The 25,714-nt window shown below is 35.9% G+C and carries 20 protein-coding genes and 2 pseudogenes; 10 read left to right on the top strand and 12 right to left on the bottom strand.

Going from position 1 to position 25,714, the window contains the following annotated elements; translation table 11 throughout:
- The first annotated feature begins 45 nt into the window (after positions 1 to 45).
- On the top strand, positions 46 to 1,491 hold the full coding sequence (locus K2F26_RS05475; protein ID WP_220610653.1) for a glycoside hydrolase family 13 protein: 1,446 nt from the start codon (positions 46 to 48) through the stop codon (positions 1,489 to 1,491).
- A 58-nt stretch (positions 1,492 to 1,549) separates the two neighbouring features.
- Here the strand turns inward: K2F26_RS05475 and K2F26_RS05470 are convergent, their stop codons facing one another.
- The 6 genes from K2F26_RS05470 to K2F26_RS05445 all read right to left on the bottom strand — a co-directional run bounded on the left by K2F26_RS05470 (position 1,550) and on the right by K2F26_RS05445 (position 9,749).
- On the bottom strand, positions 1,550 to 1,795 hold the full coding sequence (locus K2F26_RS05470; RefSeq protein WP_220610652.1) for an HNH endonuclease: 246 nt from the start codon (positions 1,793 to 1,795) through the stop codon (positions 1,550 to 1,552).
- Positions 1,792 to 2,976 carry a DUF2252 domain-containing protein gene (locus K2F26_RS05465; RefSeq protein WP_220610651.1) on the bottom strand — a complete coding sequence of 395 codons (1,185 nt, stop codon included), beginning with the start codon at positions 2,974 to 2,976 and terminating at the stop codon, positions 1,792 to 1,794. The genes K2F26_RS05470 and K2F26_RS05465 overlap by 4 nt, the downstream gene beginning before the upstream one ends.
- A 34-nt stretch (positions 2,977 to 3,010) precedes the next feature.
- Entirely contained in the window at positions 3,011 to 3,586 is a 576-nt protein-coding gene (locus K2F26_RS05460; RefSeq protein WP_220610650.1) for a Uma2 family endonuclease, read from the bottom strand.
- Positions 3,587 to 3,875: 289 nt separating this feature from the next.
- A complete protein-coding gene (locus K2F26_RS05455) occupies positions 3,876 to 4,253 on the bottom strand; it encodes a KGK domain-containing protein (protein WP_220610649.1) in 378 nt (125 codons plus the stop codon).
- 101 nt (positions 4,254 to 4,354) lie between these two features.
- Positions 4,355 to 6,739, bottom strand: a complete 2,385-nt coding sequence (locus K2F26_RS05450; protein WP_220610648.1) for a dynamin family protein — start codon at positions 6,737 to 6,739, stop codon at positions 4,355 to 4,357.
- Between the two features lie 436 nt (positions 6,740 to 7,175).
- Positions 7,176 to 9,749, bottom strand: a complete 2,574-nt coding sequence (locus K2F26_RS05445) for a U32 family peptidase (RefSeq protein WP_220610647.1) — start codon at positions 9,747 to 9,749, stop codon at positions 7,176 to 7,178.
- A gap of 288 nt (positions 9,750 to 10,037) precedes the next feature.
- On the opposite strand from K2F26_RS05445, the gene bchD reads away from it, so the two are divergent.
- Entirely contained in the window at positions 10,038 to 12,059 is a 2,022-nt protein-coding gene (bchD, locus tag K2F26_RS05440) for a magnesium chelatase ATPase subunit D (protein ID WP_220610646.1), read from the top strand.
- Between the two features lie 105 nt (positions 12,060 to 12,164).
- On the opposite strand, the gene K2F26_RS05435 is transcribed toward bchD, so the two are convergent.
- Positions 12,165 to 14,276 carry a S8 family peptidase gene (locus K2F26_RS05435; protein ID WP_220610645.1) on the bottom strand — a complete coding sequence of 704 codons (2,112 nt, stop codon included), beginning with the start codon at positions 14,274 to 14,276 and terminating at the stop codon, positions 12,165 to 12,167.
- Between the two features lie 82 nt (positions 14,277 to 14,358).
- Here K2F26_RS05435 and K2F26_RS05430 point away from each other — a divergent pair, with 82 nt between their 5' ends.
- The 3 genes from K2F26_RS05430 to K2F26_RS05420 all read left to right on the top strand — a co-directional run bounded on the left by K2F26_RS05430 (position 14,359) and on the right by K2F26_RS05420 (position 15,781).
- Positions 14,359 to 14,775 carry a XisH family protein gene (locus tag K2F26_RS05430; protein WP_028083546.1) on the top strand — a complete coding sequence of 139 codons (417 nt, stop codon included), beginning with the start codon at positions 14,359 to 14,361 and terminating at the stop codon, positions 14,773 to 14,775.
- Complete coding sequence (locus K2F26_RS05425) at positions 14,763 to 15,098, top strand: XisI protein (protein WP_220610644.1); 336 nt, start codon at positions 14,763 to 14,765, stop codon at positions 15,096 to 15,098. Before K2F26_RS05430 ends, K2F26_RS05425 begins: the two co-directional genes overlap by 13 nt.
- 77 nt (positions 15,099 to 15,175) lie before the next feature.
- The gene (locus tag K2F26_RS05420; RefSeq protein ID WP_220610643.1) at positions 15,176 to 15,781 is read left to right on the top strand and encodes a hypothetical protein; all 606 of its coding nucleotides are present in this window, start codon (positions 15,176 to 15,178) and stop codon (positions 15,779 to 15,781) included.
- Between the two features lie 19 nt (positions 15,782 to 15,800).
- On the opposite strand, the gene K2F26_RS05415 is transcribed toward K2F26_RS05420, so the two are convergent.
- On the bottom strand, positions 15,801 to 16,484 hold the full coding sequence (locus K2F26_RS05415) for a Uma2 family endonuclease (protein ID WP_220610642.1): 684 nt from the start codon (positions 16,482 to 16,484) through the stop codon (positions 15,801 to 15,803).
- Positions 16,485 to 16,767: 283 nt separating this feature from the next.
- Here K2F26_RS05415 and K2F26_RS05410 point away from each other — a divergent pair.
- The 3 genes and pseudogenes from K2F26_RS05410 to K2F26_RS05400 all read left to right on the top strand — a co-directional run.
- Positions 16,768 to 17,196, top strand: a pseudogene (locus K2F26_RS05410) (cyanobactin maturation protease PatG family protein); the annotation flags it as partial.
- A gap of 268 nt (positions 17,197 to 17,464) precedes the next feature.
- Positions 17,465 to 17,668, top strand: coding sequence for a cyanobactin biosynthesis system PatB/AcyB/McaB family protein (locus K2F26_RS05405; RefSeq protein WP_006198021.1), 204 nt, complete (start codon positions 17,465 to 17,467; stop codon positions 17,666 to 17,668).
- A 14-nt stretch (positions 17,669 to 17,682) separates the two neighbouring features.
- The gene (locus K2F26_RS05400; protein WP_246605529.1) at positions 17,683 to 17,871 is read left to right on the top strand and encodes a cyanobactin biosynthesis PatC/TenC/TruC family protein; all 189 of its coding nucleotides are present in this window, start codon (positions 17,683 to 17,685) and stop codon (positions 17,869 to 17,871) included.
- 357 nt (positions 17,872 to 18,228) lie between these two features.
- Here the strand turns inward: K2F26_RS05400 and K2F26_RS05395 are convergent, their stop codons facing one another.
- Genes K2F26_RS05395 through K2F26_RS05385 form a run of 3 tightly spaced genes read right to left on the bottom strand, consistent with a single transcriptional unit; the run spans position 18,229 to position 20,365 of the window.
- Complete coding sequence (locus K2F26_RS05395) at positions 18,229 to 19,590, bottom strand: helix-turn-helix domain-containing protein (RefSeq protein WP_220610640.1); 1,362 nt, start codon at positions 19,588 to 19,590, stop codon at positions 18,229 to 18,231.
- A 32-nt stretch (positions 19,591 to 19,622) separates the two neighbouring features.
- Entirely contained in the window at positions 19,623 to 19,862 is a 240-nt protein-coding gene (locus K2F26_RS05390; RefSeq protein ID WP_194053107.1) for a hypothetical protein, read from the bottom strand.
- Between the two features lie 44 nt (positions 19,863 to 19,906).
- Entirely contained in the window at positions 19,907 to 20,365 is a 459-nt protein-coding gene (locus K2F26_RS05385; protein ID WP_246605528.1) for a hypothetical protein, read from the bottom strand.
- Positions 20,366 to 20,682: 317 nt separating this feature from the next.
- Between K2F26_RS05385 and K2F26_RS05380 the strand changes: the two genes are divergently transcribed.
- Positions 20,683 to 22,320 (top strand): DNA methyltransferase, encoded by a 1,638-nt coding sequence (locus tag K2F26_RS05380; RefSeq protein ID WP_220610639.1) that lies wholly within the window; start codon positions 20,683 to 20,685, stop codon positions 22,318 to 22,320.
- Positions 22,321 to 22,673: 353 nt separating this feature from the next.
- On the opposite strand, the pseudogene K2F26_RS05375 reads toward K2F26_RS05380, so the two are convergent.
- Positions 22,674 to 23,369, bottom strand: a pseudogene (locus K2F26_RS05375) (sigma-70 family RNA polymerase sigma factor); the annotation flags it as partial.
- Between the two features lie 693 nt (positions 23,370 to 24,062).
- Between K2F26_RS05375 and purB the strand changes: the two are divergent.
- Entirely contained in the window at positions 24,063 to 25,358 is a 1,296-nt protein-coding gene (purB, locus tag K2F26_RS05370) for an adenylosuccinate lyase (protein ID WP_220610637.1), read from the top strand.
- The last annotated feature ends 356 nt before the right edge of the window (positions 25,359 to 25,714 follow it).

Genomic DNA, 25,714 nt, shown 5'->3' with positions numbered 1-25,714 from the left:
TTAATTTGTCATACTGGTATACCAACTTCCCAAAAAACTAAATTTATGCAGATTCACACACCAGATTGGGTTAAACACGCGGTTTTCTACCAAATCTTCCCCGATAGATTCGCTAAAAGTACACAACCCCGGAAACGTTTATTAAATGATCCGAAATGGGAAGATTGGGATGCTTTTCCCACACTTCAAGGTTATAAAGGCGGGGATTTATGGGGGATTTTAGAACAATTAGATTATATCCAAAGTTTAGGCATTAATGCTATTTACTTTACTCCCATTTTTCAATCTGCAAGTAATCACCGTTATCATACCCATGATTATTATCAAGTTGATCCTTTATTGGGAGGAAATGCAGCTTTTAAAGAATTACTAGATGCGGCACATCAACGTAATATTAAAATAGTTCTAGATGGGGTTTTTAATCATGCAAGTCGGGGGATTTTCTTCTTTCACGACATATTAGAAAATGGACCTCATTCACCTTGGGTAGATTGGTTTAAAATTCAAGGTTGGCCACTTGCACCTTACACGGGTGATGCACCTGCAAATTATGAAAGTTGGGCGGGTATTCGTTCTTTACCGGTGTTTAATCATGATAACCCAGAAGTGCGGGAATATATTATGGAAATTGCCGAATATTGGATTAAATTCGGTATTGATGGTTGGCGTTTAGATGTACCTTTTGAAATTAAAACTCCTGGTTTTTGGCAAGAATTTAGAAGTAGAGTAAAAGCAATAAATCCTGATGCTTATATTGTGGGGGAAGTGTGGACAGATTCGCGTCAGTGGTTGGATGGAACACAATTTGATGGGGTAATGAATTATTTATTTACGGGTCCAACTATTGCTTTTACTGCGGGAAATCGTGTAGATTTAGAAATGGTAAAAGGGCGAGATTATGAAACATCTCCACCTTTATTTGCTGCTGAATATGCAGAAAAAATTGAGGATTTATTAAAACTTTATCCTTGGGAAATTCAACTTACACAACTGAATTTATTAGCAAGTCATGATACAGCGAGATTAATAACTATTGCTAGTGGTGATGTTGCATCTGTGGAATTAGCAACTTTGTTATTATTGACTTTTCCGGGAGCGCCTAGTATATATTATGGTGATGAAGTGGGTTTACCTGGTGGAATAGATCCTGATAGTCGTCGCGGTTTTCCTTTACAGGAAAGTTGGAATTTGCAAATACTGGAAACTCACAAACAATTAATTTATTTACGTCATCAATATCCAGCTTTGAGGGTGGGAAGTTATCAAGTTATTTATGCGGAAAGTACGCTGTATGTGTTTATAAGAAGTTGGGAAAATGAGGAGTTAATGATTGCGGTAAATGTGGGTGAGGAGTCGGTTACAGTTAGTTTTGATGGGGGGAATTTACAAAGTAAACCACAAAATTTATTGTTTGGAAATGGGGAAGTAAAATGGAATAATGAGAATGTTAGCTTGAGTGTTACTGGGCGTAGTGGGTGTATTTTTAGTTGAATTGAGATGTTATGTTTTAAGATACCCGACTTATTGAATAAGTCGGGTATCTGGTTTTTTAAAGATCGAAATGTCGGTGAAACCGATGATCAATTTTATTTGTTTTACTTTGATTGCAAGTTAAACAAAGAGTTTGCAGGTTACTAATATCGTTTTTTCCCCCACGGGATAAAGGGATGATATGATCAATGCTGAGGTTAGTTTCTAAGGTAGTTTTACCGCAGCTTTGACATTGATATTTATCCCTTTGATAAACATACTTTCTCACTTCTGGAGGTATGGAAATACGTGGGGTTTTGTTCATATTGATTGACTAAATTCCTGAAAATCTTTTTCTACTTGTTGAGCATAATTTTGGGCATATTCTATAATAGAATTATGCCATGATATAGTTTGGGCAAATTCAATTAATTCATCAGCAATAGCTGAACCTTGTCTACCACTACTGCGTAATTGATCCCAAGCTGTAACTTCAGACATTGTTGCAATTAATCTTTCTAAATGTCCTAAATTTCCATCCCACGCTTGTAAATGGACTGTATCTTTTTCTGGTTGCAATTCTTTTAAAACATAAGATGTTTCACCATCATTGATATCTTCTAATAATGCTGGTGCAATACCTTGAAAACGATTTTGAATTGCAACAACTCTTGCACCTGGAGTTTCCCATTTTGGTTGCGAAACAGTCAGATAAGGTTGTAAAGAACTGGGTTGAGTTTCTTTAAAATCTAGCAAATAGTTCTCATCCGGTGAACCATTACCTTCTACTAGAACTATATAACGTTCTAAACCTAAACTACCATTACCAGCAATGCGTTTTTCGACATCGAGAATTTCATAAAATTCTGGATTTTGATCTGTGGTATGATGCCATTGTTTAATTAATTTGTTAACTTTCTTCTGTTCTGCATCTGTAGCTTTTAAAATTCGTTTATCATCAACTACTAAACGTCTTTTACCCTTCTTTTCTTTGGTGTATTTATCTAAAAATTTAGCCCGTTGTCTGTGTTCTAAACTGTCTAATAAATCTTTAACTAAACCTTTTGCAGTTTCCTTTTCTACGGTTCTAGCTTTTCCATCAGCGAGATTTGCAGTGTAGGTTTTTAAATAAATCTCACTTAAATGTAATGCTTCTTCGTCATTTATTCCCACTGCATGAGAACCAACAAGAATACTTGTGATAAATCTCACTAAATCCCAGGTACAAGGTGCAAGAACTGATTCATCAAAATCATTAATATCAAAATAAACTAAACGGTTATCACCTTTATAACTTCCGAAGTTTTCTAAATGTAAATCACCACATATCCAGGTGAGAGGTGCATTATTCAGAGGTGAATCTTGAGGTAAATCTTCATAGAATAAATGACAAGTTCCCCGAAAGAAAGAAAATGGATCGGTAGAGATTTTTTTATATTTTAATTTTAATAATTCTGGATCTCTTCCGTGGTTGAAGGTTTCGATGCGGGTTTTGATGTTGTTCATAGATGGATGTTGTTTGAATGAGAATTTACAAGATTTAACGAATTAAACCTGCATTTTTAAATATATCATAAGGTGTAATTTGCAAACCTGATAATAATTCATTACTAATAATTTGCTGATTTCTATAAGTGATAGGTAGAGAAGATGAGGTAAAGACTGTGATAGTTTGCGAAACTGTATCTACTACCCAAACTAGAGAAATTCCAGCTTGTAAATAATAGGTAGCTTTTTCAATCATATCTCCAAAAGTTTGACCAGGAGAAATAATTTCAATTACTAATTCTGGTATCACTGGACAAGGTTCATCTTTTAACCAGTCAATAGGAAGACGATCATAAGAAACATAAGTTAAATCTGGTACGGGTATCCAATCTTGTTGATTTTTAGTTAATTTTACACTCCATTCAATCACAACACGGCCTTTTTCTTGCGCCCATTTAGATAATAATATAAATAGTGATCCTGTAGTTGAACCGTGAAAAAATTTAGGTGACATTTGTTCATTTTTATATTTAGGTATAGCTTCACCGTTAACCAATTCATATATAGTATCACTTTCAGGAAGTGCGATAAATTCTTCTAGGGTGAGTTTATTTTTAAGTTGAATCATTTTTTGTCTGAATCAGGATGTCCAGGATTAAAGGATTTACAGGATGGGGTTGGATGTTTAAATTTGGGTATTTGTTGATTTTTTTGTCTGAATCAGGATTCAGACAAAAAATATCTATGGTGAACACAGAAAAACCCACATTCACCACAAACAATTATACCTCTTTTTATAACATCCTGAAAATCCTCAAATCCTGGATCTGCTGATTCAGACAATTAAACAAAATCTCAACCCAGCGATTAGAAATCGCGTCTACACAAACAAAGTCCACCGAAGTGGACTAATTTATTTATGATGATAGATCATTTATTTGACGAAGTATACCATCAAGTGGTGATTCTGGTTCTTTGGTTTCTTTAATTTCTGGTTCATCAGGACAAAATTCTAGGGTAAATTTGACTCTAAACTTTCCAGACTCCCAATTTTTCCCAGGTTTTAAAACTTTACAATCAACACCTTGCTCTATCCAATCTTTTTTATTTTTCGTAGATGGTAAAGTACGACTATTTATCTTATCTAACTTCTCATTTAATTGCTTTAATCCATCATTATCTAAAATCACTTTTGATATTGCTTGATCCAATTGACTGACTTTTAATATATGTCCATCAAAATCAATCACAATATCACCATCTTCACAATCAAACAATTGAAAATTATCTTCCATCTCTTTTCATCCTCTCTGCGTCTCTGCGTCTCTGCGTGAAAAAAATATAAATTGTGGTGAACACAGAAAAAACCTGCATTCACCCCAATATTATACTACAACTACACCTCTTCCCCACCAATCACAGGTAAAAGATGTTCATATAACTGCATAGATTGTAGACAATTATTAATCCCCAAAACCGCAGAATTATACTCCTGAATTTTATCCTCAACCTGATTCAACAAACGTTGATTATTAGCAATCTTTTCCTCAGCTTCCTGTTGCAAAGTCTTCTCCAAATAACCACGCGCTTGGGGATAAAGTTGTAAAATCTCATCTGCTTGTTTTTCCCCCATTGGTAACAACTGAGTCTTAATAGTTTGGTTGATAGTTTGACGGAAAGATTGACGAATAGTGTAAGAAACTTTCGGTTCAAAATCTAACTTCAACAATTGTCTAATTGCAGGTTCAGCTTCTATCACACTTTCTGCATCATAACCTTGTGAAGTTTGTTCTAATACTTGTCTAAATTGATAAATCGAAAATGTCCCTTCATTATAAAATCTGGAACTTTCGCGTACAAATCTATCACATTCTACCCTTGCAGCAGTTACCAAAGCTTGAGTAATTAACTTTTCTACCTCTTTAACTTGTAATTCAATTCCCCCATCATTACCCAACAAACGATACAATTGACGGTAATATTCTGATTTTCTAATCTTATCCATTAACAGTTGGAATAAATTAGCAATCACCTGTTCACAAGACTCAGTTAAAATATCCTCCAACTGATTTGATAAATAATAAAAAGCTTCCACCAAAATCGCTAATAAAGGTGCGGTTGCATTGCGGGGATGACTCAAAGTTGCACGACGATAAGCATCAGCGACGGAAAAGGTATCTAATAATTCATCTAAACGACGAATCATTTTTGATTGTAATTGCCGAAAATCATTTTCAAATTCCTCACAATGATTATTGATGATTTTGTTGACTTCTTCATTAATATGTTGATTGAAATCTCTACCAACTTGCTGGAGTTGCTGATTTAATTTTTGCAACTCATATTCTTTCATGCTTTCAATTTCTCGCGGTTGACTATCTAAATCTCGTTGGATATTTTGATAGTGTTTCTTGAGTTTAATACAAATATCTCCTAAATCATCCGCAAGGTTTTTAAATAACTGAGGACGTTTTTCTTCTGTCAGATACCGGGTAATTGCATTTCTAAATTCCTCAATTCCACTATCTTGAATCAGTTGTTTAATTAACGGTGTTCCCTGTTCATTTAAAATTCTCACATAGTTTTGATTAGGAGTTTCAAAACCGTTAAGATAAATGCGAAATTGACTAGGAGAAAGTTTACCAGCAATCACACAATAATTATTGAAAGCATAAACAAATTGTGGTGTTTCTTCTTTCCCGTCTAAACCTTTGACACTTTCTGCAAAAATCGAATCTAACCCAAATCTATCTAACTGACTGGTTTGTTTTAAAAGACTTCCATAAAAACCTAACAAACCACTGGTTTTATAAACTCTTTGACTTTCCCGAAATTGTCCATTAATTAAATCTTCTAATCTTTGTCGCAGTTGGTTATTGTACCAAGTTTCATCAATGCGGTTGAAAATATAAAAAACCCTGTCTCTAATACCTGCATTTCTCCGCATAGTTTCCAAAAGTTCTGTTTCTTCTTTTGTCATATCTCCTGCGGATGCAGGTTTGAGAACACAAACTACCGCGGATGTATCTGGATGTTGAATTTTTGCATAAGTTAATTGTGCATCTTTCGCTACTGGTGCATCAATTCCTGGTGTGTCAATAATAATATTACCATCTTCTAAAAGGGGATGATGACAATAATATTCAATCCGTTTTAAAACCGCGCTATTACTACCTCGTCTTGCATATCCCGCAGCTTCTTTGAGGTTACAAAAGTTAAATTGTTCCATTGAATAAGTAGCATTATTCAAAGTATTAATTCTCTCCCGATTTGCTACATATCCATCTAATAATAAAGTTAAGGCTTTAGCAAGTTTTGCACGTTCTGATTTACTTTCTCCTCCTTCTTGTTGAATAATCACATCACATCCTTGATGCAATAAATCAATTACATCTTGTTTGTTGATATTTTCAACAGTATTGAATCCCAATTGTTGACATAAAAAAATCGCTTGTTCTCTGATTTCTGCTTCACTTAAAAATGTTAAAACTACCCTTTCTTCATTTGCTGGTGCATACTCAATTTTACATTCTGTCCCTGTTGCGTGTCCTTCTGCACTATATAATAATTCTCTTTCCAAAAGTGCATTAATTAACATTGATTTTCCAGCACTAAAAGCACCTGCAAACACAATTTCAAACCGGGGAGAAATAGCTTTATCTAAAGATATCTGCACAGATGTAATATCTTGAGAACGCAAAGCAGGTTCTTGATGTATTAGTTGCAGAATCGTCTCAACTTGTGTTTGCAGTTGCTGACACTGGGGCGCTAAATTTGACATGGTAAGTAGTAAATAAGGTTTATCAGTATTGTAATACTACTTATCGCAACTTGGGTAGATTTGACAGAAATACAAGTATTTTCAGGTGCGTCATACTGCATAAAATATGTAAACAATATGTATAGCTGTAGACAAGTAGTTAGGACATATATTGATAATAAAACTCTCACTACAATAAGGTTTTACTCCTGAATCCTTTGGGGGTTAGTTTAGCGGGCAAGATGCCCGCACCACAAGACTTACAGCTATTTTCAGGTAAATAAACCACATTTTGATTTAGGTTTCGCGTCAACAATGTAGGGGCGAAGCATTCGGACAATTAATTATCGGTTTTTACCTAAGACTATCATCCGAATGCTTCGTCCTTACTGTGGTCTAAAGACATGAAAACTGCTGTAACAATGTGAGGATGATAAAATTTAGCTGTATAACAGCTTTACATCAAACCTAAAGCACCACGAGTCACACCTAATTGATTTTGTAAAAGTTGATTTTGTAACTTTAATGTTTTCCACAGTTCTGAACCTGTGATTTCTCCTTGGATAAGTTGTTGATAATAATGTATGGTTTCCTGTACTTGTGTTGGTGTTTCGTTGAGAAATTCAATTCTCAAATGTTGCAAACCCAAACCTATTAATTTTTGTACATATTCTGCCCCAGTTTGAGCAGCACCATTGTATACTGTATTTCTACATCCTGCGTCTGCTTTAAGGATGTGTTCACTACCTACCCTGTCTCTAATTTTAACTTCCTGTTTTTCGCATGGTCTACCGCAGTTAGTGTAGTCTGTTCCTTCAGAAAGAAAAGCACAAAAAACGCAATGTTCCATGTGAAACATAGGAATATGTTGATGTATTGTCACCTCCAAAAATTGCGGTGCATAACTGGTAATTAAATCTACAATTTGGTTAATATTTAAGTCGTAGGATGCAGTTAACCTTTCTAAACCAAACCGCTTAATAAAATAATCTGCGGTGAGAGGGTTAGCAACATTTAAAGAAAAATCCCCAATACATCTTTCACCTGCAAAATATTCTAAATGGTCGTAATTTCTAATCAAATAACCATCAGCTTGGGAGTCTTTCACCTGTTTTAAAATCCAACTTTCTCCCGGTTTAGTAATGCGGGGAGGTGCTACAAAAATACTTGTTGCTTTTGGAGATTCCCTGGATATTTTTACCGCTTCTTTATAATTGCGCGGGTCTTCAAATTCACAGTATATTGTTTTAATATCTGCGGTTAATGCTGCTTTGAGTTGTTGAATATTTCTCACTAAAATTATCAAAGAAACATAAGGACTCTCTTCAACCTTCTTACCTTCTTGTCCTTTGTGTCCTTCGTGGTTAATTACTCTCTTAATTATACCTGAACTTTCATTGATTAAATCTTGCCATTTTGCACTATAATTTAATTGCCAAAGTTTAGGTTTACTTCTTAACTCCTCTAATTTTGCTACTATTTCCCGACGCATTTTATTTAACTCACTCACGGGTAACATTGCATTACCAATGATTTGATTTTGCAAACTTGCTAAATGAAAAGGTGTATTTCCTAAACGTCCAAATTGTTCTGTTAATTTTTCTGATGTTAAGGGTTTAGTATGTGCTGACTGTAATAATATTTCTGATTCAACTTTGACAATATTACCCATTTCATCTTGAGAAATAGCTATTAACTTATCTCCCACTTCCCCATAGACATCTATATTAATAGGTCTAGTAAATTGGGGATATTCACCTTCATAACTTTGACGAATTTTTTTATCTAATTCTGGGTCACTGGTTTTCCAAACTTTATCACCTATCTTGATTTTATAAGGGTTTAAGTTATTTCTCCCAAAAGTTAAAATTACTTCTTTACCTTTGGATATAACTTCATATATTCTTCCCCCTTCTTCTTTTGCTTCTGGGTGTCCATTATCAAACACTACCCCGTCACCAGGTTTCACAGGTGCGGCAATTTTTATGGTTATTTGTTCATTTTTAATGCGGGTAACTTCTCCCAAATAAACACCGCGTTTTTTACCGAAGTTTGCGTGAACTAATTCTTGATTATTTATTCCCTCAAACCATCCCGTATAAAGTCCGCGAGAAAATGCCATTTCTAAATTATATTGGTCTTGACCTCCTGTTCCCCCTTCCCTTGAAGGGAAGAAGGTTAGGGGGTTAGGTCTTTCCGCTATTCTATCTAATGCTTTTCTATAAACTTGAGTCACATTAGCAACATATTCTGGTGTTTTTAATCTTCCTTCTATTTTTAAAGATGTCACCCCAGATTTTACTAATTCTGGTAATACTTTTAAACCTGACAAATCTTGAGGACTGAGTAAATATTTTCTATTACCTAAATCTACAAATTTTCCATCTGCAATTAAATGATATGGCATTCTACAAGCTTGAGCGCATTCACCTCTATTTGCGGAACGTCCTCCTAATGCTTCGCTGGTTAAACATTGTCCAGAATATGCAACACACAAAGCACCATGAACGAATATTTCTAAGGGTAAAATAATATTTTTTTCCGATATTTGTTGTTGAATTTTATTGATTTCTTTAATTGAACATTCTCGCGCTAAAACTACTAATTGACATCCCAAAGATTTAGCAAATTCTACCCCCGCAGCACTGGTAATAGTCATTTGGGTTGATGCGTGAATGGGAAAGTCTGGGGAAAGATGACGAATGAGACGACAAATACCCACATCTTGGACGATGAGAGCATCAACACCGGCAGAAATGATGTTTTTGAGGTATTGCTCCGCTTCCGTCAGTTCTGAGGGGAAAATTAGGGTGTTTAAGGTAATATAACCTTTGACTCCCCGTAGGTGTAGAAATTCCATTAATTCCGGTAAATCTGCAATGGTAAAATTATCTGCTCTCATTCTGGCATTAAATTTCTCTAAACCAAAATAAATTGCATCTGCACCATTTTCAACTGCTGCTTTTGCACATTCCCAGTTACCCGCAGGTGCTAAGAGTTCGGGGAGTTTAATTTTTGTGATGGTTGTCATTTTGGTTAGTCGGGGTTTACGTCAGTTTATTGATTTTATCTAATTTAGGGGATATTTGTGGGTAGTTTAATTCATAGACCTTGCCACCATTCACATTGGGATCAACAAAATATTATTAGTGGGATAGATTCATACAAAACATTATAATAAAAAAATATTCTCTCTGCGACCTCTGCGGTTCATTATTAAAAACAAAAAAACTCTTACCTTCTTCCCTTTGCGACTTTGCGACTTTGCGTGAGACATAAAAATGCTATCCTAAAAAATATAATAACCAATAAAAACAAAATGCCAGCGCCTACGATAACCCCAACAACAACAGCTTTTCCATTGACTGCTGTAGTCGGTCAAGAAGCGATTAAATTAGCATTACTGTTAACAGCAGTAGATCCCGGTTTGGGGGGTGTGGTAATTGCTGGTCGTCGAGGTACGGCTAAATCTGTAATGGCGCGTGCCATTCACGCCTTGTTACCACCTATAGAAGTTGTGAAAGATTCCATTAGCAACTGTGACCCGAACCACCCGGAAGAATGGGATGATAAACTGTTAACGGAACAAAAACAGGAAATAGAAACAGAAGTAAAACCCGTTCCCTTTGTTCAAATACCCTTGGGTGTCACCGAAGATAGACTATTAGGTTCTGTGGATGTGGAACAGTCGGTAAAACAAGGTGATACAGTTTTTCAACCGGGGTTACTGGCCACCTGTAACAGAGGTGTGTTATATGTGGATGAAATCAATTTATTAGATGATCAAATTAGTAATCAACTGTTAGCGGTATTATCTGAGGGACGTAACCAGATAGAACGGGAAGGGATCAGTTTTCAACATTCTTGTAAACCGTTGTTTATTGCAACTTACAACCCGGAGGAAGGTGCGTTAAGAGAGCATTTACTTGATAGAATTGCGATCGCCCTTTCTGCTGATGGTGTTCTGGGTTTAGATCAACGAGTGGAAGCGGTAGAACAGGCGATCGCATATTCCCGTTATCCCCAAGAATTTTTAAACCAATACAGCGAAGATATAGACGCACTCAAAACCCAAATACTTTTAGCAAGGGAATGGTTAAAAGAAGTCACCATTTCTTTAGAACAAATCACATACCTTGTTAACGAATGTATCCGTGCTGGAGTAGAAGGACATCGCGCCGAATTGTTTGCAGTCAGAGTTGCCAAAGCAGCAGCAGCTTTAGAAGGACGTAATACCGTTAATGCTGAAGACTTGCGACGTGCGGTAGAGTTGGTGATCGTTCCCAGAACCACCATAGTGCAAACCCCACCCCCTGATCAACCACCTCCACCACCCCCACCACCACAAAGTCAAGACGACTCAGAAGAACAACAGGAAGAGGAAGAACAGGAAGACAAAGAAGAACAACAGGAAGAACAGGAACAACAAGAACCCCCAGATATTCCCGAAGAATTTGTATTTGATCCTGAAGGCGTAATTTTGGATTCTGATGTATTATATTTTGCTCAGATGTCCCAACGTCAAGGTAAATCTGGAAGTCGTAGTTTAATCTTCTCAGAAGACCGGGGACGTTATATCAAGCCAATGTTACCCAAAGGTAAGGTAAAACGTATTGCCGTAGATGCCACATTGCGAGCCGCAGCACCGTATCAAAAAGCACGTCGCGCCAGACAGCCGAATAAAAAGGTAATTGTTGAACAGGGTGATATGCGGACAAAGCGGTTAGTTAGGAAAGCGGGCGCTTTAGTTGTATTTGTGGTTGATGCTTCTGGTTCAATGGCTTTAAACCGGATGCAATCGGCTAAAGGTGCGGTCATGCAACTTTTAACCGAATCCTATCAAAACCGAGATCAAATTGCTTTGATTCCTTTCCGGGGTGAACAAGCGGAAGTGTTATTACCTCCTACCCGTTCTATTGCGTTAGCTAAAAACAGGTTAGAAAAATTACCTTGTGGTGGTGGTTCACCATTAGCACATGGGTTAACCCAAGCCGTGAGAGTGGGAATCAATGCCCAAATGGGCGGAGATATTGGTCAGGTTGTGATTGTGGCAATTACGGATGGTCGTGGTAATATTCCGTTATCACGTTCTTTAGGTGAACCCCAAGAACCAGGGGAAAAACCGGATATCAAAGCGGAATTGCTAGATATTGCAGCGAGAATTAGAGCCGCAGGGATGCAATTGTTGGTAATTGATACGGAAAGTAAGTTTGTTTCTACAGGTTTTGCCAAAGAGTTAGCGAAAACTGCGGGAGGTAAATATTACCAGTTACCGAAAGCGACAGATAAGGCGATCGCATCTATGGCTAGAGGAGCGATCGCTGATATAAAATCTAGATAGATTGTCTGAATCAGGATTTCCAGGATTTAAGGATTTACAGGATGTGAAGGTAAAAATCAATTCTGTTTATTCTCTAATCTTGTTAATGCTGATTCAAATTCATGATTATTTCCGCACAGACCAAGAACGAACTTGACCCAAAGTTACAGGAATCCTATCACTAACATCAATAGTAAACAGATAAACTTTTTTAGCTCTGCGGCCATTTTCCGGGTCAAAAAACTTTAATTTCACATCCCAACAATCACTATTAATCCGACAGAAAGGACTTTTTTCTACTTCAATACTATCAAGCTGCATACCCGTAGCAATAGCTTGGCTAAAACTAGAAGCCGCTTGAAAAGCATTAGTGACAGAAAAATTCAGCGCCCGATCTTTAGCAGTTTTTCCTACATTTTGTAAATCATAGTAAACTCGATTTAAGAAACTACTTAAAGCTTTCCGCATTGCCATTTCCTGGGCTGGTGCTGTGCCTTCCGTAATCACAGTTTGCAAAGCTGCATCTACCAAACTGTTGACTTTCCAGCCATACATTCCCCTAGTATTAGTTAGAGTAATTACAGGTACAACTTGACCGGAAAATAACTCCACAGTTCTATCTGTTAACCTGGCGGGAATACTCACCCGTTCCACAAAATCATCACTGTCTTCTGGTTGAATTTGTCCCTCTAACATGGCAATTAGAGTTTCATAGATATCAGCAGCAAAACCGCTAACGGGTTCTAAAGCATAAATGGGAGTTAGTTCTTGGTTGAGAGTCCAAATTAAAGGTTTAGCTTCGCTGGGGTTTGCTGACAGATAATCAACCATTTGCCGACTATCATAAGGGTTAGCAGGGATAATTGCACCGTCAATATTCACTGCTGGCATTAATTGTTTAAAAGAGTCCCTTCTGGCTTCATCACCAAAGTCATAACCAATAGTACCCAAAGCATAGACAAGTTTAGAAGCCGCACTAGGGGTAACACCTTCTGTTATTTCATTTCTTGGAGCCGTAGCAACTGCTACACCAGAGTTTCCTTCCCAGTCTCCGGCTGAGAATGCCTTCTCCAAGGCTCTGCCTGACGGTATAGTGAGGGTCAGAGCCTCTGATGTAGCATTCCCAGGTTCTACCGGGGAATCTACCTGGGAAGAAGAGATTTTTACCCCCTTCTCTTGGTGGGAGAGGGTTTGGGGGTGAGGTTCTAACCTTTCTCCTGTCAATAATTGAAACGCACCGGGAATATTTAACTTACCTAATAAACACCGTTCTGGTTCTTCCACATCTTCCGGGTTACAGGGAATAGCACTATTTAAAATCGCTTGACGCACCGTTTCCGCGTTGGGTTGTTCACCTCGTTGTAATTGCAGACTCATTAATAATGCAGAAATACCTGTAACAATAGGTGCAGCGCAACTCGTCCCTTTTTGTTTGATAGGTTCTTCTGTTCCCGGTTGTGCGCCTAAGATATTTTCCCCATTGGCCATTACACCTTTATTTTGATATTCTCCACCGTAATTGCTAAATTTAAACGGCTGGCCATCATCCCGCATTGCACCAACGGTAATGACACCAGGAAGAATAGAAGGAATACACCAACATTCCCCTTTATCATTACCACCAGGGGCAATAATTAACATATTATTGTCTTGGCATTGTTTGACAGCACGGGCAAATAAATCTGGTGCTACTCCGGTTTGGGTGGGGTGACAAGCAGCAATATGGATGATATTTGCCCCCCATTGCAAAGCCGTATTAATAGCATGAGTAAGGTTGATAGGGGAAATAAAATCATCACCAGCGAAGGAAATGGGAATATTTAATGCTGTACATAAAGGAGCAATACCAGGGGCAGGTGTGCCATGTTGCCCTAAAATTGTGCTAGAAATGTGGGTAGCATGACTTGATAATTCTATCCGTCGTCTAATAGCAGGAGGAAAGGAGGCAAAAAATGCTTCTCGTTCTTTTTTCGCTTCTTCTTTGTCGTGGTCTGGGTCGTCTTTTTTGTCTTTTTGTTGTTGGTTAAATTCTAAAGATAAATTGAGATAATAATAATATTCTTCATTGAGTTCAATATCTTCTGCCCAGTAGGGTTTAAATTGGCTAAATTTTGCCCCTTGAAAACAACTGCGTTCTAAGTCGGCTGCACCATCAAGGATAGCAATTTTAATCCGGGGGTCGCCTTTTGTGCGTGTCCAAATTTGGGAAATTCCGGGGATGTCTGTCAGGTTAGGCATGGTTTTGATTGTGTTGTTGTAATTGGTGTTATAATAATTAGGGGTGAAAAGTCTAATTTTTTATTTTTTTATAATAAAGTTAATGCCAGCTAAAGATATTTTTCATGATGCTGTTAGGATAGGGTTAGAAAAAGAGGGTTGGGTGATTACAGATGATCCTTTAAGGATTCGCTCAGGTAGGGTTGATATGCAAATTGACTTGGGAGCAGAAAAAATCATAGGTGCTGAAAAAGGAGAGGAAAAGATTGCAGTTGAGATTAAAAGCTTTATTAGTTCTTCCAATATTTCGGAATTTCATACCGCTTTGGGTCAATTTCTTAACTATCGTCTGGCTTTGAAAGATCAGCAACCTAACCGTTTTTTATATTTAGCAGTTCCTCTGGGAGCTTATCAAACATTTTTTAACTTGCCATTTGTAGAAACCGCTATTGAGCATTTCCAACTCAGCTTGGTGGTCTATGATCCAAACCATGAGGTGATTGTAACATGGAAAAAATAGAACAATATCGTACATATATCCAAACTTTATTAACTGAATATGCTCAGGGAAGTCCATCGGATCATGAGGTAGAAACGCAACTGATTTTTGACAAGGAACGGGATCATTATCAGGTTGTTTATACAGGTTGGAAAAATCGCCGACCGATGTATGGTTGTGTTTTGCATTTGGATATTAAAGATCATAAAATTTGGATACAACATGATGGAACTGAGATTGGTATAGCGGATGAGTTAGTTAAATTAGGAGTGCCAAAATCAGATATTGTTTTAGCATTTCATGAACCTTTAGTGAGACAATATACAGGTTTTGCTGTTGGTTGATTTTTACATAAGACTTTCATGTAGATTTTACCTGAATTTCAGACCATTTTTGTTTTGTATACATTAATATTTACATTATGTCATACAGTGATTTTACTCTTAGAAAAGTTAAGCAAACCTTTGGCATAAACACCATTGAAGATCAAAAGTTTCTGCCAGAAATCAAGCCCATTGCTGCTAGTGCGACTTTGAAAGATTTTTTAGCAGAAAGTTTACCATTAGCTATAGCGACGGGAAGTGAAAAAGCACGTTCTGAGTTAATTATTAGTCCGGTTTTACTAGAAGTCCGTAAGATATTACAAAGAAAAATTAGTTTATTTTCTGGTATGGATTTTACTGTAGATTCGGCTTTAGGATTGAATGGAGTCTGTGATTTTGTTCTCAGTCGTTCAGCAGAACAGTTAGAAGTTGAAGCACCAGCAGTTATGATTGTGGAAGCTAAAAAATCAGACTTAAATCCGGGTATTGGCCAATGTATTGCGGAAATGATTGCTGCTCAAAAATTTAATGAAATTAATAATCAATCTATTCCTACAATTTATGGTAGCGTGACTAATGGTACTGTTTGGCGATTTCTACAATTAACAGAACAAACTGTAACAATTGATTTTACAGATTATCCCCTTCCTCCTGTTGATGTCATTTTAGGAATTTTAGTTTGGATGGTAACTTCTGCTAACTAGATAATTGTCACCAATCAGACTAACTAGATAATCTACTAATAAAATTCTCATGTTCTGGACTTGCTAAACCCTGCTGGACAACGGTTAACACTTTTCCTAAATCTCCTCCTAATAATGCTGTTTTATCTAACCATAAACCAGGGAATACTTGGGAACAAATTATATTATCTGCATTGGGTTGAAGTTGAATATACTCTCCTTTTTGTAACCTAAACCAATCAAATTGATAGTCATAAACTCGCCAGATTAAATATTCTTGGACTTGATTACGACGATAAACTTTGAGTTTTTCATGTAAATCATAGGAAGCACTAGAAGCGGCAATTTCTACTATTAATTCTGGCGCACCTTCTACATAATCATCCTCATTAATTCTTGATTGTCCGTTTGTTTCAATTCTTAATAAAGCATCCGGTTGTGGTTCGTTATCTGTATCAAGAAGGACGGTAGTATTATCCAGTGCTTCCACGCCTGGTGTAGCTGCTTCATAAGTTCCTAACCAAGTCATAATGCGAGCATGGGGTTTACCATGTTGTTTTGCTCTAACAGGTGATGCCACGTAAACTACTCCTTCAATTAATTCGGCTTTTTTCAAATTCGGCATGGCATGATAACGCCGTTCAAATTCATGACGGGTTAATTTGTCGCCGTTTTCTAGGGGGGGAATAGTTAAGATGGGAGAAATTGCAGTAGTAGATATCATAAATTTGCTCGAATTTTGCAGAAAATGAAATTATCTGAATCAGGATATCCAGGATTTAAGGATTTTCAGGATGTTATTTAAATCTTGTAGGTTGGGTTGACGTATGTTACCCAACATTTTGGTGATTTTGTGATTTAATTTTGTTGGGTTGTGCTGTTGCTTAACCCAACCTACAACTACTAACCTACATCTAGATAAGATAATATAAATTCATTTTTTGAATTGTCCCTTCTAGCAATTCTTTTTCTTGAACAGCAACACACATCTCGCGCATAGGTTGTGGGGGCTTTACGGTTGGAAGGTTAACACCTTGGTTGACGCTGCTATTCAGACAATCCAAGCACAAGCCACAGAAGCCCAAGAAGAGTCTATTCGCCGCACTTTGCGTAGTTTCCTCAGCCGTATTTATTATGATTTACGCAATTTAGGGACAACTTCTCAAGATAGGGCGTTGAATTTTGCTTCTACCAATGCTTTCCAAGCGGCTTCTACTTTTGCTGAAGCTGTGGCTACAGGTATGGAATTGGATAGTATTACAGTAGAGAAAAGTCCTTTCTGTCGTTTAGATAGCGATTGTTGGGATGTAAAATTGAAGTTCTTTGACCCTGAAAATAGCCGTCGTGCTAAAAAGCTATTCCGGTTTACAATTGATGTGAGTGATATTATTCCTGTTACCTTGGGCGAAGTGCGTTCTTGGTCTACTCCTTATTAATATCTCAGAGGTTGTTTGAAAACTTTTTTTTGTGAAATCTGACACCCATAGATCCCCCTAAATCCCCCTTAAAAAGGGGGACTTTGAGGAATTTAGCCCCCCTTTTTAAGGGGTTGGGGGGATATCGATTAATTCTGATACTTTTCAAACATCCTCTCAGTAGTAGGTTGGGTTAAGCGACAGCGCAACCCAACAAAGTCTTGATAATGTTGAGTTTTTTAATGTTGGGTTTCCTTGCGTCAACCCAACCTACAATCAAAAATTGATTATGAGATTACCCAAACTTTCCCCACCAGTAAAAAGACCGGATATTATTTATCCTCATCGGTCTGTTGATGTGATTCATGGCAGAGTTGAAGATTTAGTTCATATTCGCATGGATTTATTACATGGTGCTAACTATAATGATCCTGCTGCTTTTCAAAATCGCAGTTATCAGCAAATTAAATCTTCTTGTAGATGTATGTTTTAGGAGTTGTGACAATTATGAGTAGACCAAAGAAAACTCCCGCAAATTCCAGCCAACCAGAACCTCAACCACCAGCAGAAATTGAACGTAAGTTGTTATCTACTGGTTTGGAAGATTATGGTTTTTGGTCACAGGAAATGGCTAGACAAAAAGCCGAACAAACTGAACCTGATAAACCTTTCCGTCGTGGTCGTATTTGGTGTTAGTTGTAAATTTGATATCCCTGATTTCTTAAAGAAATTGGGGATAAATACTATGATTACTTATTAAGCCAATACAACAAAAAAATATTAAACTATTTAACTACACCAAAAGGGACAGATAAGGCGATCGCTGATATAGTGATCCGATTTGATTCATGAATTTTTCGTGGAGGCAGAGAACAGGGAACAGGGAACAAGAAAGAAGGCTTTAAGTATGTACGGAGTTCTGTTCAAAAATCAAATAGGAGTCCTATATAAACCCTAAGTATTCAGAATCAGGATTTCCAGGATTTAAGGATTTACAGGATGTTAATTTGAAAATAAATTCTGTTTATTCTCTAATCTTATAAATCCTGATTTTTATTGTGGAAATGAGAAATTTCTCACATATTCCCCAAAAACAGGAGATAACGAAAACATCACCTTATCATCTTTAATTTTCACCACTAAATACCGTTGTTGTAAAGATTGTAAACCGTTATTAAAATCAACTGAGGATAAATTTAAGGTTTCTATTAACGTTTGTCTTAATTCTTCTCTAGAAATAGGGTTTTCAAATCTACTCAAATATAATACTATTTGTTTTTCTATAGGTGATAAACGGTTATATATCTCTTGAAAATTAGACTGCATTTGCTGGGTAATATGTAATGTATTTTCTGCTAAAAATTCAGCTACTTCACCATCATAATTTTTGGAGATTAAGACGGTAGTAGTTTTTAAAAACATTAAATTACCTGCATATAATTTGATTAAATCTAACCAAATATCCTGATTTTTTAATCCTGTGTTTTGGAGAATATCGGGATGATATAAACCTGAGATTTCTAAAGATTTACTAGGAGATAATTCTGTATCTAAAGATTCCATTTCTGGACATTGTTCTTGACTAATTAAGATAATATTACTTTGATGTTGGGTTTCTGTAATTATTTTGAATAAGGTTTGATAATCTTGATATTCTGTCCGATATTTTCCCGCAAGTTCACCAGGAATAAAGAGATTTTGGATATCATCAAGGATAATTAAACATTTGTTGTTGGTGAGAATATAGAGTAATTGTTTGATTTTATCATCTAAGGTTTCTTTAGGTTCTTGTTTGCAGATTTGCAATAAATCATCAATCAGTAAATTTAGAGATTTGGGATATTTTAAAGTTTTCCAGATAATGATTTCAAATTTATCAAGGTGTAAATCTATGAATCTTTTTACTAAGGTGGTTTTACCTATTCCTGATGTTCCTAAGATGGAAATTAAACAAGAGTTCTGATTAAATATACAATTAGATAAAAATTCTAATTCTTGTTCTCTTCCATAAAATCTAATAATTCTCGGTGATAAAGTTAAATCATGATATGATAATTTATTTGCAGATTTATCATAATTTTTATAATTATTTTGACGACATAAATTAATGTTATTGTTCTCGAAATTAAGAATTTTAGAAAACTGAGATATTTTAGAATTTACAACTCTTTCTATAGTCCAGGCAAAATTAGACTTATTAATATTTTCACCTAAATTTTCAGATAAAAACTTAAATAACTTTCTACTTTCATCACCAATATAACCTTCATCATATTCATAAATATCAGCAATTTGTTTATAAGTTTTACCCTTAAATAATTCTTCAATAATTCTTTTTTGCAGATCATCTAAATGTTGATCTGTTTCTGTGAAAATTAAATTATCTACAAATTGTAGAATTTCTGTAATAGTCATAAAAAGTAGATGTTATAAATTGATCTTATCATCTAAGAAGCCCAACAAGTATGATCCGGAAAATTACCTGCTTTCCAATGCTGACGTAATTTAATTACTGCTCTTGTGAAAATATGCTGATAATTTTCAATATTAATAGCTTCAATTTCTTGAATTTTTCCATCATGTTTATCAAGATAAACTTTCCCTAAATGTTCAGGATCAGTACCGAAATTATAAGTAACACCTTGCTCATCTTCATTAACCTTAACTAACATTACATAAAAAGCCATAAAACCCTCCTATAGCTATAATTTTTACAACATATTTATTATATTTATTCAGGATTCCATGTTCTGCCTGATTTAATTGTAGCATTATGGGCAGTACGATAATCTGTTTTAAATATTGCTTCAAACCGAGACTCAAAATATTCATGTTCTAATAATTTTATATCCTCATTTTTATAATCTCCTTTCTGTAATCTAAACCAAGCATCAGCAATATCAGGATCTGTATCGAATGTTCTCATACTATCATCTAATTGATGTTTTTGAAAAAATATATGCTCTTTTATTCTTTGAATCTTCTTTTTAGAAAAACCTGTATTTTTAGCGATAGTTAAAACATCGTCACTTTTTCTAATCTTTTCATAAGATTGTGGTGCATAAATCTCCCATCTATTAATATATTCATCCAGTTTACCACCAGTAAAACTATAAGTAAAACCTATTCTAGCTCTCCATACAACCCAGACAGAGATGATTATAACAATAATTAAATCAATTAGTATCATTATTTGATCATAGAAATACCTCAATAATTTTACCAGATGCGATCACTATTTATATTTAGTTATAGGGTATATCAGATATCAAGAAGCTGCTTATTTACAGCATTGATGCAGTCTGACGCACCCTACGACATTTCATAAGCTGTTCAAGTATTATAACTTATATTGGTTTCAGAAAATCAGGGATTTTCAGGGATTTTTTTAACAATTCTTCATTAAACATCAGGTAATATCAGGGTTTTTCTGTGATGACAAAAAAGTAACAATCTATAAAAATGATTAATCAAGGTGTATTCAATTAAAATAGGTTGAGGAAAACAATGGTTAATCAACTTTATTATGGAGACAATTTAGAAGTTTTAAGAAAGTATATTAAAGATGAATCGGTAGACTTATGTTATATTGATCCTCCTTTTAATTCTAAGCGGAATTATAATCAAATTTATAATAACATTGGTTCAGAAGATAAAGCCCAAGCGCAAGCATTTATTGACACTTGGGAATGGGATGATCACGCTATTAAAGGATTGAGTGAAATTACCAGTAATTATCATGGTTTATTTACTCAACAATGTATTGCTTTAATTAATGGTTTAAGTCATGTTTTAGGAACAGGTAGTTTACTTGCTTATTTAGTGAGTATGACTTTAAGGATCACAGAAATTCATCGAGTTTTAAAACCTACAGGTAGTTTTTATTTACATTGCGATCCGAGTGCTAGTCATTATTTAAAATTGGTTTTAGATGCTGTTTTTTGTTCTCAGGGTGGAGATTTTTTAAATGAGATAGTTTGGAAAAGAACAACTGCTCATAGTGATGCAAAAAGAAAATTTGGTAAGAATAATGATATTATACTTTTATATACTAAAAATACTGATAATTATACATGGAATCCTCCCTATACTCAATTAAAAGAAGAACGCTTAAAAGATTATTGTTATCAAGATCCAGATGGAAGAAGATGGGCAAGTGGTGATTTATCTGCTAAGGGTTTAGCTGGTGGTGGTTATCAATATGAATATAAAGGAATTAGTGGATATTGGCGTTGTCCTTTACAAAAAATGCAAGAATTAGATCAACAAAATCGCTTACATTTTACATCAAAAAATGGTATTAGAATTAAACGATATTTATATGAAAATAAAGGTCATTTGGTTCAACAAGTTTTTGATGATATTCCTCCTATTTCTTCTCGAGCAAAAGAACGTTTAGGATATCCCACACAAAAACCAGAAGCATTATTAGAAAGAATAATAAAAGCCAGTTCCAACGAAAATGATATAATATTAGATGCTTACTGTGGATGTGGTACAACCGTTGCAGTTGCACAAAAATTAGACAGACAATGGATAGGAATAGACATCACTTATCAAAGTATTAGCTTAGTTTTAAAAAGATTAGAAGACAGCTTTGGTAAAGGAGTTTTAGACACCATTAAATTACATGGTATACCCAAAGATATCGAAAGCGCAAGAGCATTAGCAAATAAACAGGATGATCGCACTCGTAAAGAATTTGAAAAATGGGCAATTTTAACCTATACAAATAACAGAGGAATAATTAACACCAAAAAAGGCTCAGATCAAGGTGTAGATGGAATTGTTTATTTTTACGGTGATAAAGGAGAACAAGAAAAAATCATCTTACAAGTGAAGTCTGGTAAAGTAAAACCAGGAGATATCCGCGATTTATTAGGAACAATAACCTTAGAAAATGCCAGAATTGCCATATTTATCACTTTGGAAGAACCTACCAAAGATATGTTAAAAACTGCCAAATCTGCTGGTTTTTATCAAAATAAACTCATGCCTCATAGTTGTGATAAAATTCAAATTGTCACAGTGCAAGATATTATTGAAAATAAACAAAGACTAACTATGACATTAGCTTATGAAGTTTTAAAAAGTGCGGAAAAACAAAAAGAAGTGAAAGCAAGCCAAATTGAGTTAGATATTTAAGAGGTTGTTTGAAAAGTCTAAATTCATACATCCCTTGGCGATTATAAATCGCGTCTACTAGCTGTTTGTGTCTTTAGTCATCTTTAGATGACTTTTACTATTACACTGGGAATTCATTCCCAGTCGGGTGATGATTTTTATTTTAAATTGACACCAATGAGCAATGCTAAACCCCTACAAAGATATCTGTTTTTGTAAATAAATTGCAAATGCAAATAATTGAGTATTTCTAATTTATAAATAATGCACCATTGAGAATCAGGGTGTTGAGGATTTAAGGATTTACAGAATATAAAAATAAAAAATCCTGTTCATCCTCTAATCCTGTAAATCCTGATTCAGACAAAGAATAACTAAGCACTCATCACCTCTGTCTCACCTTGTGGTTGCAAATAGCAAATTAATTGTTGAATACCTTGATGCAGATAGCGAGTAACAGTCATCGGACTAGCACCAATTTTTTTACCTGCATCCTTGCGAGTTAGTTCCTTAACCAATACTAACTCTACCGCCATTCGGGGTTTATCATCTAACATCCTCATCGCCCCTTGTAGCTGTAGTCTTTCTTCCTCTTGTTGCTGAAGCATAGTAGTATGGGGACAGGGAAGTATATCACCCAAGGTCATTTGATAATCTACGTTGTTAGTTAGATTAGCATCTAAACTTAAAGGCATCCGGTTTTGATTTGCCAACTTACATTCTTGCCATTCTTGTACAGAAATATGCAGATTTTCAGCAATTTCCGTATCTTTGACAGGACGACCCAAAGATAATGTTAATTCTTTACAAAGAAGTTGCCCCCTCAAGTAAAGTTCTTGCCAACGGCGGGGTATTTTAACTAAAGTCGAGCGATCGCGTAAAAAATGCAATATTTCACCGCGAATATAAGGTACAGCAAAGGAACTGAAAGCATATCCTTGACTGGGGTTAAAACGCTCAATAGCCCGGATCAACCCCAAATAACCAATTTGTTCTAAGTCTTCATAAGGTTCATGACATTGATGGACAAACTTATAAGCCATCTTCCGCACCAAACCCTTATGTATCTGCTATATAAAACCTAGACAAAGCTAGACTTTACTTTCTACTTCAACGGGAGCATGGGAGCGGTTATCCCTCTGTAGACCTTCACGCTGTAGCCCAACGCGATTGTGTTCCAATTAAGTTTCTGAAAAAGACTACCACCATCATTGCTTGGTTTTCGCGTCGGCAATAGTCTCAATTCAATACTTGATATCACCGTATTATATATCAAGTAGTTGATTTTTTCCGGAAAATATATTGATTTTTGTCAATATAAGTATAGTTTTGTCTATGAAATTGTCAACTTAGGACAAGCTCTACCAGTTGATTACGCAGTTTAATTGAAGGATTTTGGTGGTATAAGTGTAATAACTCCATACCATCAGGTTGGATAGAGGTTTCACTTTTTGCCATATCAATTCCTTTGTAGTAATCCCTTGTTCTGCACAATGGAGTTAGTATAATTTATTCAAATCTTTAATTATTTTCCTCAGACCGTACTCAATAAGCCATCGTTGTTTTACTGAATTTTAAATCAAGTTTAACGCATACTTACGTAATTTTACTGTTGCTTGACAAGATTTTTAAATTTCCATTAAGTTATCAGCTATCAGCTATCCGTTGTTCCCACTCCCTACTCCCTACTCCCTATTCCCTATTCCCTGTTCCCTGTTCCCTATTCCCTTGTAAAATATGACAGTTGTATTATATGCCCGAATGTGATTGAGCGTTATACTTTGCCCGAAATGGGCAATCTGTGGAATGAAAACTATAAGTTACAAACCTGGCTACAGGTAGAAATTGCTGTTTGTGAAGCTCAGGCAGAACTAGGTTATATTCCCAAAGAAGCAGTTGCAGAAATTAAAGCCAAGGCGAATTTTGACCCCAAGCGGGTGCTAGAAATTGAGGCGGAAGTGCGCCATGACATGATTGCTTTCTTGACAAATGTCAATGAATATGTAGGTAATGCGGGACGTTATATTCACCTGGGTTTAACTAGCTCGGATGTATTGGATACAGCATTAGCACTACAATTAGTTGCTAGTTTGGATATCTTGTTAAAACGATTAGAAGATTTAATCCAGGCAATTCGCAACAAGGCCAGAGAACACCGTTATACTGTGATGATTGGGCGATCGCATGGTATTCACGCTGAACCCATCACTTTTGGTTTTAAATTAGCTGGTTGGTTAGCGGAAGTATTGCGACACCAAGAACGTTTGCAAGTCCTGAAAAAAAATGTCGCTGTCGGTAAAATATCCGGGGCGGTGGGAACTTATGCCAATATTGAACCCCGTGTAGAAGCGATCGCCTGTCAAAAACTGGGACTCAAACCTGATACCGCTTCCACTCAAGTTATTTCCCGTGATCTTCATGCCGACTTTGTGCAACAATTAGCCTTACTGGCGGCATCTATAGAACGCTTTGCAGTAGAAATTCGCAACTTGCAAAAAACCGACGTTTTAGAAGTTGAAGAATACTTCTCCAAAGGTCAAAAAGGCTCTAGTGCCATGCCCCACAAACGCAACCCCATCCGCTCAGAAAGACTGACAGGAATGGCGCGACTGGTAAGAAGTCATGCAGGAGCAGCTTTAGAAGACGTAGCTTTATGGCACGAGAGAGATATTTCTCACAGTTCCGTCGAACGGGTAATTTTACCAGATGCTTGCATATTAACACACTTTATGCTCCATGAGATCACCGACTTGGTGACAAATTTGCTGGTATATCCCCAGAACATGGAACGCAACCTTAACTGCTATGGTGGTGTAGTTTTCAGTCAAAGAGTTCTCTTAACCTTAGTAGATAAAGGACTTAGCCGCGAAGAAGCTTATGCTATAGTCCAACAAAACGCCCATACTGCTTGGAATAAACCAGAAGGTAATTTCCGTGATTCTCTTAGTAAAGACCCCCGTGTAACTGCAAACTTGTCAGCAGCAGAAATAGATGGTTGTTTTGATCCACAAAACCATCTGAGACATTTAGATCAAGTTTATCAAAGACTGGGAATTTAAAATTTAGGAGTCAGGAGTCAAAACTAGAGGTCAGAACTTTTCCCAGATATACCCGTGGAAATGTCAACTTTTCACATCTTAATTGCTTCTGACTCCTGTATTTTTGACAATTTGGTACAGGTTCTGATCCTTCATAACGGAAAAATCGTCAATCCAAAATCGAGTGACTCCTGAACTCCTAACCCTCACGAAAAGGCTTTATTCAGCAACCCCTACTTACATGATACTTGTATATTCAAATAATTTTGAACCCATAAAATTACTATTTGAGTGAAAAATCTGCTAATTGATTTGCAGAAATTTTAAATTTAAATTGCTATTATATCTACCCAAACATCTGAACTATAGATTACAAC

It is taken from the genome of Sphaerospermopsis torques-reginae ITEP-024 (genome assembly GCF_019598945.1).
Classification (GTDB): domain Bacteria; phylum Cyanobacteriota; class Cyanobacteriia; order Cyanobacteriales; family Nostocaceae; genus Sphaerospermopsis.
Note: the sequence above shows the minus strand (reverse complement) of the source record. Positions and strands in the feature narration are given on the sequence as shown.

Excerpts from the sequence above, each read along its gene's own strand:
- K2F26_RS05455 (WP_220610649.1), bottom strand. The coding sequence starts at position 4,253 with ATGGAAGATAATTTTCAATTGTTTGATTGTGAAGATGGTGATATTGTG.
- K2F26_RS05475 (WP_220610653.1), top strand. The coding sequence starts at position 46 with ATGCAGATTCACACACCAGATTGGGTTAAACACGCGGTTTTCTACCAA.
- K2F26_RS05400 (WP_246605529.1), top strand. The coding sequence starts at position 17,683 with ATGAGTAGACCAAAGAAAACTCCCGCAAATTCCAGCCAACCAGAACCT.
- K2F26_RS05395 (WP_220610640.1), bottom strand. The coding sequence starts at position 19,590 with ATGACTATTACAGAAATTCTACAATTTGTAGATAATTTAATTTTCACA.
- K2F26_RS05435 (WP_220610645.1), bottom strand. The coding sequence starts at position 14,276 with ATGCCTAACCTGACAGACATCCCCGGAATTTCCCAAATTTGGACACGC.
- K2F26_RS05450 (WP_220610648.1), bottom strand. The coding sequence starts at position 6,739 with ATGTCAAATTTAGCGCCCCAGTGTCAGCAACTGCAAACACAAGTTGAG.
- K2F26_RS05430 (WP_028083546.1), top strand. The coding sequence starts at position 14,359 with ATGCCAGCTAAAGATATTTTTCATGATGCTGTTAGGATAGGGTTAGAA.
- K2F26_RS05420 (WP_220610643.1), top strand. The coding sequence starts at position 15,176 with ATGTCATACAGTGATTTTACTCTTAGAAAAGTTAAGCAAACCTTTGGC.
- K2F26_RS05415 (WP_220610642.1), bottom strand. The coding sequence starts at position 16,484 with ATGATATCTACTACTGCAATTTCTCCCATCTTAACTATTCCCCCCCTA.
- K2F26_RS05405 (WP_006198021.1), top strand. The coding sequence starts at position 17,465 with ATGAGATTACCCAAACTTTCCCCACCAGTAAAAAGACCGGATATTATT.
- K2F26_RS05445 (WP_220610647.1), bottom strand. The coding sequence starts at position 9,749 with ATGACAACCATCACAAAAATTAAACTCCCCGAACTCTTAGCACCTGCG.
- K2F26_RS05425 (WP_220610644.1), top strand. The coding sequence starts at position 14,763 with ATGGAAAAAATAGAACAATATCGTACATATATCCAAACTTTATTAACT.
- K2F26_RS05390 (WP_194053107.1), bottom strand. The coding sequence starts at position 19,862 with ATGGCTTTTTATGTAATGTTAGTTAAGGTTAATGAAGATGAGCAAGGT.
- K2F26_RS05380 (WP_220610639.1), top strand. The coding sequence starts at position 20,683 with ATGGTTAATCAACTTTATTATGGAGACAATTTAGAAGTTTTAAGAAAG.
- K2F26_RS05465 (WP_220610651.1), bottom strand. The coding sequence starts at position 2,976 with ATGAACAACATCAAAACCCGCATCGAAACCTTCAACCACGGAAGAGAT.
- K2F26_RS05470 (WP_220610652.1), bottom strand. The coding sequence starts at position 1,795 with ATGAACAAAACCCCACGTATTTCCATACCTCCAGAAGTGAGAAAGTAT.
- K2F26_RS05460 (WP_220610650.1), bottom strand. The coding sequence starts at position 3,586 with ATGATTCAACTTAAAAATAAACTCACCCTAGAAGAATTTATCGCACTT.
- bchD (WP_220610646.1), top strand. The coding sequence starts at position 10,038 with ATGCCAGCGCCTACGATAACCCCAACAACAACAGCTTTTCCATTGACT.
- K2F26_RS05385 (WP_246605528.1), bottom strand. The coding sequence starts at position 20,365 with ATGATACTAATTGATTTAATTATTGTTATAATCATCTCTGTCTGGGTT.